This window comes from Flavobacterium anhuiense (assembly GCF_001705175.1).
Taxonomy (GTDB): Bacteria; Bacteroidota; Bacteroidia; order Flavobacteriales; family Flavobacteriaceae; genus Flavobacterium; species Flavobacterium anhuiense.
On the sequence record NZ_CP016907.1, the window covers coordinates 2,137,102 to 2,150,992 of the forward strand.

Below are 13,891 nucleotides of genomic sequence, written 5' to 3' on the forward strand. Positions count from 1 at the left end.
TTTTAGTCTAAAATGATTGCTTAATGGCATTAATTTATCAGAATTTAAATTCTCAATTTTAAAAAATCTAAAATCTAAAATCTGCAATCTAAAATTATATTTATCGTGATTTGAAATAGCCTAATAGTTTAGTAACGTAATTTTCGTCTACTCTGGTATTTACAATTCCTGCTCCAGATTTACGAAAAGTGTCTTTAAAGTAATTTAGTTTCTCTTGATAATGCTTCTCGTAATTCATGCGAACAGCCTTAGAACTTGTATCAACCAATTGAATTTTTCCAGTTTCGGCATCCAGCATGTTTACCATTCCTAAATTTGGAATTTTTTCTTCGCGAATGTCATACACACGAACACCTGTAATGTCATGTTTTTTTGAAGCGATTTTTAAAGTATGTTCGTAAGAATCAGACATGAAATCAGAAATCATAAAAATGATGGCTTTCTTTTTCTGAGTTCCAGATAAGAATTTTAATGCCTGAGCAATATCAGTTTTATGGCTTTTGGGTTCAAATTCAATCAATTCGCGAATGATACGCAATACGTGCGAACGTCCTTTTTTGGGAGGAATATATAATTCGACAGTGTCAGAAAATAGTATTAAACCAATTTTATCATTATTCTGTGTAGCCGAAAAAGCCATCGTTGCCGCAATTTCGGTTACGATGTCTTTCTTAAATTGATTTTTAGAACCAAATGACTCAGAACCCGAAATATCGACCATTAAAACCATGGTTAATTCGCGTTCTTCTTCAAATACTTTAACATGAGCTTCGTTGTAGCGTGCGGTTACATTCCAATCGATGTTACGAATATCATCTCCGTATTGGTATTGACGCACCTCGCTAAACGTCATTCCTCGTCCTTTAAATGAAGAGTGGTATTCTCCCGAAAAGATGTGATTACTCAATCTTTTGGTCTTGATTTCTATTTTCCGTACTTTTTTTAAAAGCTCTTTTGTATCCATTTTTTGTTTGGTTTATGGTTTAGGGTTGTTGGTTGATGGCGCATAAACCATCAACAAAAAACTATCAACCATCAACTTTTTAAGGTACTTCAATCTCGTTAACGATTTTGTTGATAATGTCTACAGAAGTAATGTTTTCTGCTTCTGCTTCGTAAGTGATTCCAACTCTGTGGCGTAACACATCGTGAACAACTGCACGAACGTCTTCTGGAATTACATAACCGCGACGTTTGATGAAAGCATAACATTTAGCAGCATTAGCCAAATTGATACTTCCACGAGGAGAAGCCCCAAAACTGATAAGCGGTTTTAAATCGGCTAATTTGTATTTTTCTGGATAACGAGTAGCAAAAATGATATCCAAGATATATTTTTCGATTTTTTCATCCATATAAACTTCACGAACAGCTTCTTGCGCACGTAAAATCTGATCTACAGAAACTACAGGATTTACTTTTTCGAAAGATCCTTTTAAGTTTTGACGAATAACAAAACGCTCTTCATCAATTTTTGGGTAATCAATAACAGTTTTTAGCATGAAACGGTCAACTTGCGCTTCAGGAAGTGCATAAGTACCTTCTTGCTCCACTGGGTTTTGCGTTGCCAATACCAAGAAAGGACGATCTAATTTGAATGTAGAATCTCCAATTGTAACTTGTTTCTCCTGCATTGCCTCCAAAAGTGCTGATTGAACTTTTGCTGGAGCACGGTTAATCTCATCGGCAAGTACGAAATTGGCGAAAATCGGTCCTTTTTTAATTGAAAATTCGTTTGCTTTAATGTTGTAAATCATGGTTCCGATAACATCGGCAGGCAGTAAATCTGGCGTAAACTGGATACGGCTGAAAGAACCCTGAACCGCTTGAGAAAGCGTATTGATGGCTAAAGTTTTTGCCAGACCTGGAACTCCTTCCAATAAAATATGCCCTTGTCCAAGTAATCCGATCAATAGACGCTCGACCATATGTTTCTGACCCACAATAACTTTGTTCATTTCCATTGTAAGAAGGTCTATAAAAGCACTTTCTCTTTCAATTTTTTCATTTATCGCTCTAATGTCTAAAGTCGTTGTATTTTCTTCCATATAAATATTTTTAAAACCTTGATTTTTACGCCTAATTTTTGAGAGTGCAAATTGAATATTTTTTGAGAAGTAAGATGTTAAAGAATGGTTAAAACTTCGACCAATGACCTAATTTTAAGGACTAATTGTGAATCTATTTTTATATTTTTAAGAACTTTGATGATTATGTTTTATTAAAGCATAATTATTACCAAAAATAACGCATAATTATTATGAGCAAAACAGTCTTATCGCCTATAATTTCGGGCACTATGAATTGGGGAGTTTGGGATAAAAACCTTACAACCAAAGAAATGGAAAACATGATACAGGTAAGTATCGAAAACAAAATTACGACTTTTGATCACGCGGATATTTACGGTTCGTATACGACCGAAGCCGATTTTGGAAAAGCCTTTCACGCCAGTAAAATTGATCGTGAAAAACTACAACTAATTACCAAGTGCGGCATTCAGATGATTGCTGAAAAACGCCCTGAAAACAAAATTAAACATTATGATTATTCTAAAGATTATATCATTAAGTCTGTAGAAACTTCTTTGAAGAATTTGAAAACAGATTATGTAGATGTTTTCTTGCTCCACAGACCAAGTCCGTTAATGCAGGCTGATGAAATTGCAGAAGCAGTTGAGAAGTTAAAAGGAGAAGGGAAAATTATTGATTTTGGTCTTTCAAACTTTACCAGTTCGCAAACAGAATTGATTCGCCAGAAAACAGAAGTTAGCTATAATCAAGTGCAATTTTCGGCAACGCATTACGAGCCAATGCTTGACGGCAGTTTAGACTATATGCAGACTAACGGAATTCGTCCATTGTCATGGAATCCGCTTGGAACTGTTTTTAGGGAAGATACCAAACAGACACGCCGTTTGAAAAAACTGTTTTCAACTTTATTAGAAAAATATCATTTAGGAGCAGATACACTTTTACTAGCATGGATTTTAAAACATCCGGCAAAAGTTATTCCTATTGCAGGAACGGTTAACGTTGCTCGAATTCAATCTTTATCAAAAGCGGTTGAATTAGAAATGGACAAAGAAGACTGGTTTGCTATTTGGACAGAAAGCATGGGCGACGATGTGCCTTAATTTACTATTCTGAAAAATGATACACCTAGAAAAATTTGAGAAAAAAGATTATTCTGAATTGATTAATTCTGTCAAAAACGCAAAAGATTTAATGCAATTTGGCGGACCAGAATTCACTTTTCCCTTAACGGAAAGCCAAATAGATAAAACACTTTCTGATAAAAATAGAATTGCTTTTAGAGTTGCAGATGTTTCTAATGGAAACACTATTGGACATTGCGAGATTTATTTTTACGATGGTTTTGCAAAATTAGAACGAATCTTGATTATGGATAAAAACCAAAGGGGAAAAGGAATTGGCGAGCAAATGATGACTTTATTGTTAGAATATATTTTTGAAAACAGGAAAGAAAGAAACATTGAATTGAATGTTTTCGATTTTAATATAGGAGCTCAAAAGTGTTATGAAAAAGTTGGCTTTACTTTAAATCCCGATAAAAAATATTTAAGGGAAGTTGATGGAGAAACTTGGACAGCACTCAATATGGTGTTGAATTTAGAAGAATGGAAAAATAAGAATTAAAATATTTTTTCACAGATTAAAGACATTCACAGATTTAAAAGTCATTTTTAATTCTTAAATGAATAACCATAAAAAAAACAGCTATTCTGCGTTTTAGAATAGCTGTTTTTTTATGGTTTAGAGTTTTTATTTTAATACCAGAGTGTTCATGTTTGTGATTTGTCCGTTTACCACCACTACATTAGGAACAACTAAAGCAGGCAATTGTGAACTAGCATCTGGCGTAATGGTTACAGAATAAGTTCCCGCTGGAATACCATTTAGCTGAAACGCTCCTGATTCATCTGTATATGCTGAAACAGTTGTGTCTCCCACTTGAACAGATACTAAAGATTGGAAAGAGAAAGGCGTTACTAGTCCTTTAATTATTCCTGATGTTGCAGTTGTAGATACTCTGATTACAGGATGTAAATTGAAGTTGCCAGAACCGCCAGCTTCTACAACAACAGAATGCTCTACATCAAAATCTAATAAAAAGTCATAAGTTGCACCAGCTGTCAATGTTTGGTTAACTTTTAATTTTAAACCGGATTGTTGCGCACTTGGTGTTTTTAAAGGATAGGTTACACCGTCTTTAACAACATTGTTCTTGTCTCCAAGAATTAATCTAATTTGACCTAGATAGCCTGAAGGCACTTCATTATCTGCTAAAAGCACATTTACACCGCCAGTTAAATCTAGTAAATTATATACTCCAGGTTTTATGTTTCCTATACTAACCCAGCCATCTTCGCCAGTTTCAGAATTGCTTTTAATTTTAACGTCTAAAACTTCAACGTTTACTTGGTCATAATCACCCGGTGCATCTGTCATTCGTACACTAACTTTTGAAGTTTGTGTGCCATCATTACTATCACTACTGCTGCAGCTTGCTAGAAATAGGGCAGATAATGAAGCCAAGAGGAAAATTCTAAATTTGAGGTTTACTGTTTTCATAAGTCTCTTTTTTTTAAATTAGTAAATTAATAACGCAGATCGAAATTCATTTAGTGCTTTTATGCCGTACTTTTGTGTTGAATTAATCAAATCTTAAGACAGTTAGGTTTGTATTAAACATGAAAAATTGAATCCTAAATTTGATACATTACTTTATTGTGTATCAAAAAAATAAATAGTTTACAATGAAAAAAACAGTTTTAATTACTGGTGCTACAAGCGGAATTGGAAAAGCAACTGCTCAGATTTTAGCAAGAAATAATTATAAAGTTGTGCTTTGCGGAAGGCGTACAGACCGTTTAGAAGAACTTCAAAAAGAACTTTGTGCTTTTACAGAAGTGCATTCTTTAGCATTTGACGTTCGAAATAAAGAAGAAGTTTTAGAAAAAATAGGCTCTTTACCAAACGATTTTTCGACAATTGACGTTTTAATTAATAATGCGGGAAATGCACATGGTTTAGATCCGATTCAAAATGGAGATTTAGATGATTGGGATGCGATGATTGATATTAATGTAAAAGGACTTTTGTACGTTTCTAAAGCAATTATTCCGCAGATGGTTGAAAGACAATCTGGTCATATCATTAATATTGGTTCAACAGCGGCAAAAGAAGTGTATCCGAACGGAAATGTATACTGCGGTTCTAAACATGCTGTTGATGCTATTACAGCAGGAATGCGAATCGATTTGAATCCGTTTGGAATTAGAGTTGGAGGCATTCATCCAGGAATGGTAGCAACAGAATTCAGCGAAGTTCGTTTTAAAGGTGACGTTGAAAGAGCAGCCAATGTTTATAAAGGATTTGATCCATTACAGGCTGAAGATATTGCCGATATTATTCATTTTGTGGTTTCAAGACCTTATCATGTAAATATTGCAGATTTGGTTGTCATGAGTACGGCTCAGGCGTCTTCGACAATTGTTAAAAAGAGATTGGCTTAAAATTTTTCGACTATCTTAGACTTCTTAGATTCGAAGTTGGTTATAATTGAAATCTAAGAAGTCTAAAAGTCTAAGCAAGTCTAAATAATCTGAGAAAAATGATTAATAAGCGCCTTTTAATTAAAAATCTCCTCGCTCATAATGACGAAAGCAGTTTTTATGATAAGAAAAGGCAATTGAATCTTCATTCCAGAGAAGGAAAAGGAAAGTTTTTAAAGCACATTTGCGCATTATCCAATTCCAATCCGAACAATAATTCTTATATCGTAGTTGGAGTAGAAGATCAAGATAATGAAATTGTAGGCGATGATTTCTTTGATGACAGCCGAATTCAGAATCTAGTTAACGCTTTTTTAGAAAATCCGCCGAAAATTCAATACGAAAACGTCCCTTTTCCAAACCTTCCAAAAGACAAAGTAGTTGGTCTTGTCACCATAAAGCCTAAAAGTAAAATCTCTTACTTTAAAAAAGGAATCCATACCATTTTAGCGAATAGCGTTTTCATAAGACGCGGCAGTAATTCGATTCCGCTCGAAGAACACGAGGAAATCGAAAAAAGCAATCAAAATACAGAAACGGTAATCGGGATTGAAAATAGTTCTCGAAACAGCATTCAATATACTTTAGACGGCGTTATCGATTTTATGAATTTCAGGCATAAGGATATGTCGCCAAAGTATCATGTTTTTAAAGAGTTGTTTGTAATATGCTGGGCTGGAGTTCCAAAAAAACTGCGTGAAAAAACGTATTTGTCGCGTGTAGATATTGAATTGATAAACGAACAGATTAAACTTTTTTATTCGGCACAAGACGTTGTCACGATAGATTATAATGATGATACTTTCACCATCACAGAATATGTTCCTTTGGGGTTGAATGACAAAACGAGTTATTACCCGCTTGAAGAGCAAACGATTCATTTTTTCGATAACGGATATTATAAAATTGATCGTCAAATGCTTTTTCAGCCACCAGAATTCAACAGAAAAATGCTGCATCACATTTATAATTCTAATATAGCTCTGCTAAGAAAACTGGAGAAAGAGATATCATTATCTGATCGTGAAATGAAAGATCTGGAGAATCTGCCTTCCACTTTTATGATTTGCTATTTGAATGGTTTCGAAGATGCCAGACAAAAATTGATAGACGCCAAATTACTTTTGAAACCTTATAAACAGGTTTATACTTCGTTTAAGGAATCTTTACGGGTTTTACGCAAAATGAAATATGATGTTCAGTAGAAAAAGGTTCTAAGTTGCTGAGACGCTAAGGTTCTAAGTTTTTTTCTGTAGAAACGCACTGCGGTGCACTATATCCAGTATGTCGGCAAAGATTGTGTTAGACAAACGGCATAAAACCTTAGTAACTTAGCTCCTTAATCAATGATATTTCAAATATTTTTTTACTTCTTCATATGGGAATAAAAGTTCTTTTGGACCATCTGCGTAAGATGCAGCTTCGTATGAGTTGTAATATAAAAGTAAACCTGCAGAGGTATAAAAGATATTTTGAGGCAGTTGAAATTTATCATTTTCAAACATCAAACCAGTAGCATTAATATTGGCTTTTTCTGGAATTTTATATTTTGCTCTAAAAGTTTTTTCGGCGAAAGCTTTAAACTCATTTTCGTTTTTAAATAATTGTTTGTTGAAAATTGCCTTTCCAGTTTTTTTATCAAATAATAATGATCGATAGCCTTGATATCCGTGAGCGCCTCCAGTAAAAGTATAGTGATCAATTTTAAGGTTTAATACCTGATCGGATTCAAATTCGACATTTCCAATAATTTTTGCTTCCCAACCAAAAGTGTCATTTGGGAATTTCTGGTGCATTTCTTCGTATGATGCAATAAACGATTTTGCCAACGATTTGTAATCATCGACTTTGACGGAATCTTCTTCGAAAAATACAATCTCTTTTATAACAGCAAAGACTTTTTTATTGATGCTGTCTGATGTTACTTTAATATTTTTAGCAATTGGAACTTCTATCGTGATTTTCGGGCAGTCATTTGAGCACGGGACAGTAGATTTCTCTTCAAACGTTTCATTTTCAAATGAAAGCTCTTTTTTGCAACTTGTAAAAATCAAACACAAAAAGATTATAAATAAGTAATTTTTCATATCAAAAAGTGTTAATTATCTACAAAGGTAAGAAGTTGTGTCGCGATAAAATAAATTAAGCGGTAAATTTGTAAAAGAATTAAGGAATTTAAATTTATAACTATATGAAATTCAATACAAAAGTAATACACGGAGGACAGCATCACGATCCAAGTACAGGTGCAGTTATGCCGCCAGTGTATCAGACTTCAACATTTGTGCAAACAAGCCCAGGAAAACCTTTGGCAGATTACGAATATAGTAGAGCTTCAAATCCGACTCGTACTGCCCTAGAAGACGCTTTGGCAAGTATTGAAAACGGAACTCGCGGATTGGCATTTTCTTCTGGTCTAGCTGCGACAGACTGTGTTTTAAGATCTTTTAAAGCTGGAGACGAAATCATTGCAATGGATGATTTATACGGAGGAACATACAGAATGTTTTCTCGTGTTTACAAAGATTCAGGTATTAAATTTCATTTTGTTGATATGACGAATATCGAAAAATTGAAAAGTTTAATCAACGAAAATACGAAACTGATCTGGGTAGAAACGCCAACCAATCCGCTAATGAAATTGGCAGATATTCAGGAAATAGCTAAAATTACTCAAGAGAAAAAAATTCTTCTTGCTGTAGATAATACTTTTGCAACTCCGTATTTACAAAAACCTTTAGATTTAGGCGCAGATATTGTAATGCACTCTGCAACAAAATATTTAGGAGGACATTCAGATGTTATTGCCGGTGCTTTAATTGTAAAAGACGCAGCACTTGGAGATCAATTGCATTTCCAGCAGTTTGCAACTGGAGCAACTCTTGGACCAATGGATAGCTTTTTGGTTTTAAGAGGAATTAAAACTTTAGCTTTAAGAGTTCAAAGACATTGTGAAAATGGAGAAAAAGTGGTTGAGTATTTAAGCAATCATCCAAAGATTAAAACGGTTTATTATCCAGGTTTAAAGAATCATCCTTTTCACGAAATTGCTAAAAAGCAAATGAAAGCTTTTGGCGGAATGGTTTCATTCGATTTTAAATCAGGTAAAAAAGAAGATTCTATCTCATTTTTAGAAAAACTGAAAGTATTTACTCTTGCTGAATCTTTAGGTGGAGTAGAATCATTGGCAAATCACCCAGCATTAATGACACACGCATCTATTCCTGCAGATAAAAGAGCAGAAGTTGGTATTACTGATGATTTGGTTCGATTAAGCGTTGGTATTGAAGATGCAGAAGATTTAATCGCCGATTTGGAACAAGCACTTTCTTAAAAAAAGAAATTCCAATAAAAACTAAAATCCCAAATTCCAATTTTGATTACTTTGGAATTTGGGATTTTTATATTTTGGGATTTGATTTTTTTTAGAATTCCAAATAATAGATGTATCCAAAGTTAAACCAAACCTGCCAGTCGTTAGATTTGTTTTCTTTGTAAATATCTTTGTTTGGGTTCAATCCGTCAATCCAGTCTGAGCTGTACATATGGAAACGAGTTTCAAACATCAAATCACTCATGTCAGTCAGTTTATAGTGGACTCCGACAGCTGCTGTAGCAGCTAAAGCTACGCCAGTTTCAGTTGAGAAACCATGTGCACGTCCGTCAGATGGGGTTAAGTATTTTCCTGGAGTATTAGCAGGAAGTGTGATATCGCCTAATCGAGATCCAACTTTAGCTGAATAATAGCTCACTTGAACCCCAAAAGCTCCATACGGACTGAAGCTACCAACTGAGTTTTCGAAATCGTGAATTTTCATAAAAGGAGAAAATTCTAGCTGTGTGCCCAAACTTACAATGCTTGAGCTGGCATGCATGTTTCTTAACTGCGTTGCAAATAATCCGTTAGGTTTATATTCCACCCATTGTCCATGGTGTTTTAGGGTAGTTCTGCTGTAAGACAGATCAGATCTTACTTTGAAATGTTCTGTAAAATAATTTTCTCTATTGTTATTGGCAGAAAAGTTTATAAAGTGCATGACTCCAATGCCAAAACCTGTGTTTCCGACATTATTATCAAAGTTGTTTCTTTCTCCAAAATCGGACTGTAAAGTTACTGGTCCTGCATAGATTCCGATCTCTTGGGCTAATCCTTGTGCTGATACAGCAGTTGAAATGCCGAAGAAGGCAAATAATGTGATAAATAGGTGTTTAGGCATTTTTTAGGGGCTTACAAATCACGGCAAATATATAAAAAACCTAATCGATTCAAAATATTAAATTGCTGTATTGAAAAATAAGTAACAAAATACTTAATTTACTAACTTTTGAAAGGTGATTTGCATGTAAACACCTACATGAAAAATGTGTTTTTTTTGGAATGTTTGCAAAAAACACAAATCGATTCAAAAAAGTGAAAAATGTAACATCGAATCATTATTTGCTATATCTTTGTCAGTTAAAACGAAAACGTTTTCTTAAACATAGTTTCTTATTTTTATAAGAGTAAAAATTAAATCTAAATTATCTGAAAAATTTATTTCAAAGATGGAACAAAAAATAAATGAGTTTATGGCTCTTATTGAGTCAAAAAATCCAAACGAGCCAGAATTTCTTCAAGCTGTTAGAGAATTTGCTGAAACAGTAATTCCGTTTATATCTGAGCGTAAAAAATATGATGGAAAGAATATCCTTTTAAGAATCGCTGAACCGGAAAGATCAATAATATTTAGAGTTCCATGGGTAGACGATAAAGGAGAAATTATTGTCAATAGAGGTTTCAGAATTCAAATGAACTCTGCAATTGGGCCTTATAAAGGAGGAATCAGATTTCACCATACAGTAAATTTATCAGTTTTAAAATTCCTTGCTTTCGAACAAGTTTTCAAGAACAGTTTGACAACTCTTCCAATGGGTGGAGGTAAAGGAGGTTCTGATTTTGATCCAGAAGGAAAATCTGATGGAGAAATTATGCGTTTCTGTCAGTCATTCATGACAGAATTATGCCGTCATATTGGTCCAGATCTTGACGTTCCAGCAGGAGATATTGGTGTTGGAGCAAGAGAAATTGGTTATTTGTTCGGACAATATAAAAGAATTAGAAATGAATTTACAGGAGTTTTAACTGGAAAAGGTTTAGCTTACGGAGGTTCATTAATCAGACCAGAAGCTACAGGATATGGAGTAGTTTATTTTACAGATCAAATGCTTCGTACTATCGGACACGAGATTAAAGGTAAAAGAGTAGCTATTTCAGGATTCGGAAACGTAGCTTGGGGAGTAGCTTTAAAAGTAAATGAATTAGGGGGTAAAGTAGTTACGATTTCTGGACCTGACGGATACATTTATGATGAAGAAGGAATTTCTGGAGAAAAAATCGATCATATGCTTGAAATGAGAGCTACTGGCGATAATAAAGCAGAAAGATATTTAGAGAAATATCCAAATGCTGTTTTCCATAAAGGAAAAAGTCCTTGGGAAGTAAAAGTCGATATCGCAATTCCATGTGCTACTCAAAACGAATTGAATGGGGAAGATGCTCAAAAGTTAATCGACAATGGCGTTTTATGTGTAACTGAAGCTGCAAATATGCCTTCTACATTAGATGCTATTAAACTTTTCTTAGACAATAAAGTGTTGTTCGCGCCAGGAAAAGCTGCGAACGCTGGTGGTGTTGCCGCTTCTGGATTAGAAATGACTCAAAACTCAATTCGTCTAAACTGGACAAGTGAAGAAGTAGACTTGAGATTGAAAGAAATCATGATTGGAATTCATAACCAATGTAAAAAATACGGTGCTGAAGAAGACGGATATGTGAACTACGTAAAAGGAGCAAACATTGCTGGATTCGTAAAAGTTGCCGATGCGATGCTTGCACAAGGTGTTGTTTAAGATTTACTTACTACTATAAGAAATACCCTCGATTGTCTGGATAAGATAGCGAGGGTATTTTATTTGTGCTAAAAATTAAATAAAATTTCGTTTGTAGTATATTTGTCCTAATCGAATACATTAAATGATGAAAAAAATATTTTTCTGCAGTTTGTTTTTACTTCTCATTCAGTTTTGCGGAGCGCAGGGCAAACTGTCTTGGCAGGGATATTTTTCGTTTAATGAAATAAAAGATATTTCGGAGTCGGCTACAAGCGTATTTGCGGCCTCAGAAAATGCATTATTTTCAAAAAATACAGCAACAAATATTCTTAAAACCACAACTACCGTTGATGGACTATCTGGTCAGACCATTTCTGCGGTTTATTACAGCGAGATATTCAAAAAAACATTGATCGGCTACGAAAATGGCTTAATGATTTTAGTTAACGAAAGTGATGGAAGTATTCTAAAAGTAGTTGATATAATCAATAAACAGCTGCCTGCAAATACAAAAAAGATCAATCATTTTATGGAAGACAATGGATTGGTCTATGTTTCATGTGATTTTGGAATTGTACAATTCAATTTGAAGACTTCGCAATTTGGCGATACTTATTTTATCGGCGATAATGGTGCTGAAATAAGTGTCAAACAAACCACTTTGTTTAATGGATTTATTTTTGCTGCAACATCAAGAGGGATTAGAAAAGCAGATATGACAAATGCCAATCTTATAGATTACAATCAATGGTCGGTTGTAAATGCGGGAAATTGGTCGAGTGTAGAAACTTTAGATACTGAGGTCATTGCGATAAATGATTCCGGATATATTCATAGATTTAACTCAAATACTTTTGTCGGGTTTTTACAATTGCCTCAGCCAGCAATCGATACGCGAGCAAAAAATCATAATTTATTTGTTACAACTGCCAATACGGTTTATGTGTACAATAATCAAATGGTATTGAATAGACAAATTTCAAATTCTCAGGTCTTAGACAATACTTTAAATTTTAGCTGTGCAACGGCTGTTGGAAATCAGATTTTTATTGGAACAAAAGAAAAAGGTCTATTTGCTTCTTCTCTTAATAATGTAGCCGCTTTTGAGAATAATACGCCAGCTGGACCAGTTCGAAATAATATTTTTGCAATAGATGCAGGTTCTAGTGTTTTGTGGACAGTTTACGGCGACTATGATGTTTCGTATAATCCTTATCCTTTAGATAATTACGGAATTAGCAGGTATAATGCTTCTGGTTGGCTGAACATCCCGTATTCTGAAGTTTATGACGCAAAATCAATTACAAGAGTTCTTGTTAATCCAAATAATGAAAAACAAGTTTATGCGAGTTCATTCTTTTCTGGTCTGGTAAAAGTTGAAAACGATGTTCCTAATTTTTTATACAACGAAAAAAATAGCGGTTTAGAAACTATAACTACAGAAGGACCAAATTATATTGATGTTCGTATTAATGCAACAGCATTTGATAAATCTGCAAATCTTTGGGTAACAAACAGCCGAATTAAAAATGGACTGAAAGTTTTAAAAACAAATGGACAATGGGGAAGTTATGCCATGACTTCAATTATAGACAATGCCGAAGAAGAAAACTATTCGAGTATAGCCATAGACCGAAATAATGTAAAGTGGATTGGAACCCTAAAAAGTGGCGTCGTTGGGTTTAATGAAAGCACTAATACGTTCAAAAAAATGACTTTTGGTGTTGATGCTGGCAATCTGCCTATAGCCGATGTGAGAACATTAGCATTAGACACAAAAAATCAACTTTGGATTGGAACAACAAAAGGGTTGAGGGTTTTGTCTAATGTCTCCAGTTTTCAGTCGGAAAATCAATTAAAAGCAAATCCTATCATTATTACCGAAGACGATTTGGCACAGGAATTATTGTATGAACAGTTTATTACTTCAATAGCAGTTGACGGAGCAAACAATAAATGGATTGGAACTGCAGATTCTGGAGTTTTTATGGTTTCTCCAAATGGTCAGGAAACCAAATATCATTTTACTATAAACAATTCTCCGCTGCCGAGCAATTATGTAAACGATATCAAGATAAATGCTAAAACAGGAGAGGTTTTTATTGCAACCAATAAAGGATTAGTCTCGTTTAACGGAATAGCAACAGATGCAAACGATGATTTGAGTAATGTATATGTTTATCCAAACCCAGTTCGTCCAAATTATAATGGAACAGTAAAAGTTGCTGGATTAATCGATAAAGCAAATATCAAAATTACTGATATTGCAGGCAATTTAGTTTACGAAACAACTTCGGAAGGCGGAACAATCGAGTGGGACACCACTGCTTTTGGCAAATATAAAGTTGCCTCTGGCGTTTATATGGTTTTTATTTCTGCAGAAGACGGAGGAGAAACGAAAGTCAAAAAAGTAATGATAATTCGTTAGTATTCAGTCGCAGT

General features: G+C 34.3%; 12 protein-coding genes. 7 read left to right on the forward strand and 5 right to left on the reverse strand.

Annotated features, from left to right (window positions below):
- Positions 1–100: 100 nt before the first annotated feature.
- Together BB050_RS09080 and BB050_RS09085 are read right to left on the reverse strand one after the other, a co-directional pair.
- Positions 101–964, reverse strand: coding sequence for a DUF58 domain-containing protein (locus BB050_RS09080; protein WP_008465329.1), 864 nt, complete (start codon positions 962–964; stop codon positions 101–103).
- A gap of 79 nt (positions 965–1,043) precedes the next feature.
- Positions 1,044–2,048 carry an AAA family ATPase gene (locus BB050_RS09085; RefSeq protein ID WP_008465328.1) on the reverse strand — a complete coding sequence of 335 codons (1,005 nt, stop codon included), beginning with the start codon at positions 2,046–2,048 and terminating at the stop codon, positions 1,044–1,046.
- A gap of 212 nt (positions 2,049–2,260) precedes the next feature.
- Here BB050_RS09085 and BB050_RS09090 point away from each other — a divergent pair, with 212 nt between their 5' ends.
- Together BB050_RS09090 and BB050_RS09095 are read left to right on the forward strand one after the other, a co-directional pair.
- Positions 2,261–3,136, forward strand: a complete 876-nt coding sequence (locus BB050_RS09090) for an aldo/keto reductase (RefSeq protein WP_008465325.1) — start codon at positions 2,261–2,263, stop codon at positions 3,134–3,136.
- A 16-nt stretch (positions 3,137–3,152) separates the two neighbouring features.
- Positions 3,153–3,659 (forward strand): GNAT family N-acetyltransferase, encoded by a 507-nt coding sequence (locus BB050_RS09095; protein ID WP_066033358.1) that lies wholly within the window; start codon positions 3,153–3,155, stop codon positions 3,657–3,659.
- A 126-nt stretch (positions 3,660–3,785) separates the two neighbouring features.
- On the opposite strand, the gene BB050_RS09100 is transcribed toward BB050_RS09095, so the two are convergent.
- On the reverse strand, positions 3,786–4,595 hold the full coding sequence (locus BB050_RS09100; protein WP_066033359.1) for a DUF4382 domain-containing protein: 810 nt from the start codon (positions 4,593–4,595) through the stop codon (positions 3,786–3,788).
- Positions 4,596–4,780: 185 nt separating this feature from the next.
- Between BB050_RS09100 and BB050_RS09105 the strand changes: the two genes are divergently transcribed.
- Together BB050_RS09105 and BB050_RS09110 are read left to right on the forward strand one after the other, a co-directional pair.
- Positions 4,781–5,539: an SDR family NAD(P)-dependent oxidoreductase gene (locus tag BB050_RS09105; protein WP_066033360.1), complete on the forward strand. Its 759-nt coding sequence runs from the start codon at positions 4,781–4,783 to the stop codon at positions 5,537–5,539.
- Positions 5,540–5,637: 98 nt separating this feature from the next.
- Entirely contained in the window at positions 5,638–6,783 is a 1,146-nt protein-coding gene (locus BB050_RS09110) for an ATP-binding protein (RefSeq protein WP_066033361.1), read from the forward strand.
- A gap of 138 nt (positions 6,784–6,921) precedes the next feature.
- Here the strand turns inward: BB050_RS09110 and BB050_RS09115 are convergent, their stop codons facing one another.
- On the reverse strand, positions 6,922–7,665 hold the full coding sequence (locus BB050_RS09115; protein WP_008465315.1) for a DUF3298 and DUF4163 domain-containing protein: 744 nt from the start codon (positions 7,663–7,665) through the stop codon (positions 6,922–6,924).
- A gap of 104 nt (positions 7,666–7,769) precedes the next feature.
- On the opposite strand from BB050_RS09115, the gene BB050_RS09120 reads away from it, so the two are divergent.
- Complete coding sequence (locus tag BB050_RS09120) at positions 7,770–8,912, forward strand: cystathionine gamma-synthase (protein ID WP_066033362.1); 1,143 nt, start codon at positions 7,770–7,772, stop codon at positions 8,910–8,912.
- Between the two features lie 91 nt (positions 8,913–9,003).
- Here BB050_RS09120 and BB050_RS09125 read toward each other — a convergent pair whose 3' ends face one another.
- Positions 9,004–9,795, reverse strand: a complete 792-nt coding sequence (locus tag BB050_RS09125; protein WP_066033363.1) for a THC0290_0291 family protein — start codon at positions 9,793–9,795, stop codon at positions 9,004–9,006.
- A gap of 328 nt (positions 9,796–10,123) precedes the next feature.
- Between BB050_RS09125 and gdhA the strand changes: the two genes are divergently transcribed.
- Together gdhA and porZ are read left to right on the forward strand one after the other, a co-directional pair.
- Positions 10,124–11,467, forward strand: coding sequence for an NADP-specific glutamate dehydrogenase (gene gdhA / locus BB050_RS09130; protein WP_008465309.1), 1,344 nt, complete (start codon positions 10,124–10,126; stop codon positions 11,465–11,467).
- 127 nt (positions 11,468–11,594) lie between these two features.
- Positions 11,595–13,877 (forward strand): type IX secretion system anionic LPS delivery protein PorZ, encoded by a 2,283-nt coding sequence (porZ, locus tag BB050_RS09135; RefSeq protein WP_066033364.1) that lies wholly within the window; start codon positions 11,595–11,597, stop codon positions 13,875–13,877.
- Positions 13,878–13,891 lie beyond the last annotated feature (14 nt).

What these genes read in the sequence shown, in the direction of transcription:
- BB050_RS09125 (WP_066033363.1), bottom strand. Translation starts at nt 9,795, where the DNA reads ATGCCTAAACACCTATTTATCACATTATTTGCCTTCTTCGGCATTTCA.
- BB050_RS09090 (WP_008465325.1), top strand. Translation starts at nt 2,261, where the DNA reads ATGAGCAAAACAGTCTTATCGCCTATAATTTCGGGCACTATGAATTGG.
- BB050_RS09115 (WP_008465315.1), bottom strand. Translation starts at nt 7,665, where the DNA reads ATGAAAAATTACTTATTTATAATCTTTTTGTGTTTGATTTTTACAAGT.
- BB050_RS09085 (WP_008465328.1), bottom strand. Translation starts at nt 2,048, where the DNA reads ATGGAAGAAAATACAACGACTTTAGACATTAGAGCGATAAATGAAAAA.
- BB050_RS09110 (WP_066033361.1), top strand. Translation starts at nt 5,638, where the DNA reads ATGATTAATAAGCGCCTTTTAATTAAAAATCTCCTCGCTCATAATGAC.
- porZ (WP_066033364.1), top strand. Translation starts at nt 11,595, where the DNA reads ATGAAAAAAATATTTTTCTGCAGTTTGTTTTTACTTCTCATTCAGTTT.
- BB050_RS09080 (WP_008465329.1), bottom strand. Translation starts at nt 964, where the DNA reads ATGGATACAAAAGAGCTTTTAAAAAAAGTACGGAAAATAGAAATCAAG.
- BB050_RS09120 (WP_066033362.1), top strand. Translation starts at nt 7,770, where the DNA reads ATGAAATTCAATACAAAAGTAATACACGGAGGACAGCATCACGATCCA.
- gdhA (WP_008465309.1), top strand. Translation starts at nt 10,124, where the DNA reads ATGGAACAAAAAATAAATGAGTTTATGGCTCTTATTGAGTCAAAAAAT.
- BB050_RS09095 (WP_066033358.1), top strand. Translation starts at nt 3,153, where the DNA reads ATGATACACCTAGAAAAATTTGAGAAAAAAGATTATTCTGAATTGATT.
- BB050_RS09100 (WP_066033359.1), bottom strand. Translation starts at nt 4,595, where the DNA reads ATGAAAACAGTAAACCTCAAATTTAGAATTTTCCTCTTGGCTTCATTA.
- BB050_RS09105 (WP_066033360.1), top strand. Translation starts at nt 4,781, where the DNA reads ATGAAAAAAACAGTTTTAATTACTGGTGCTACAAGCGGAATTGGAAAA.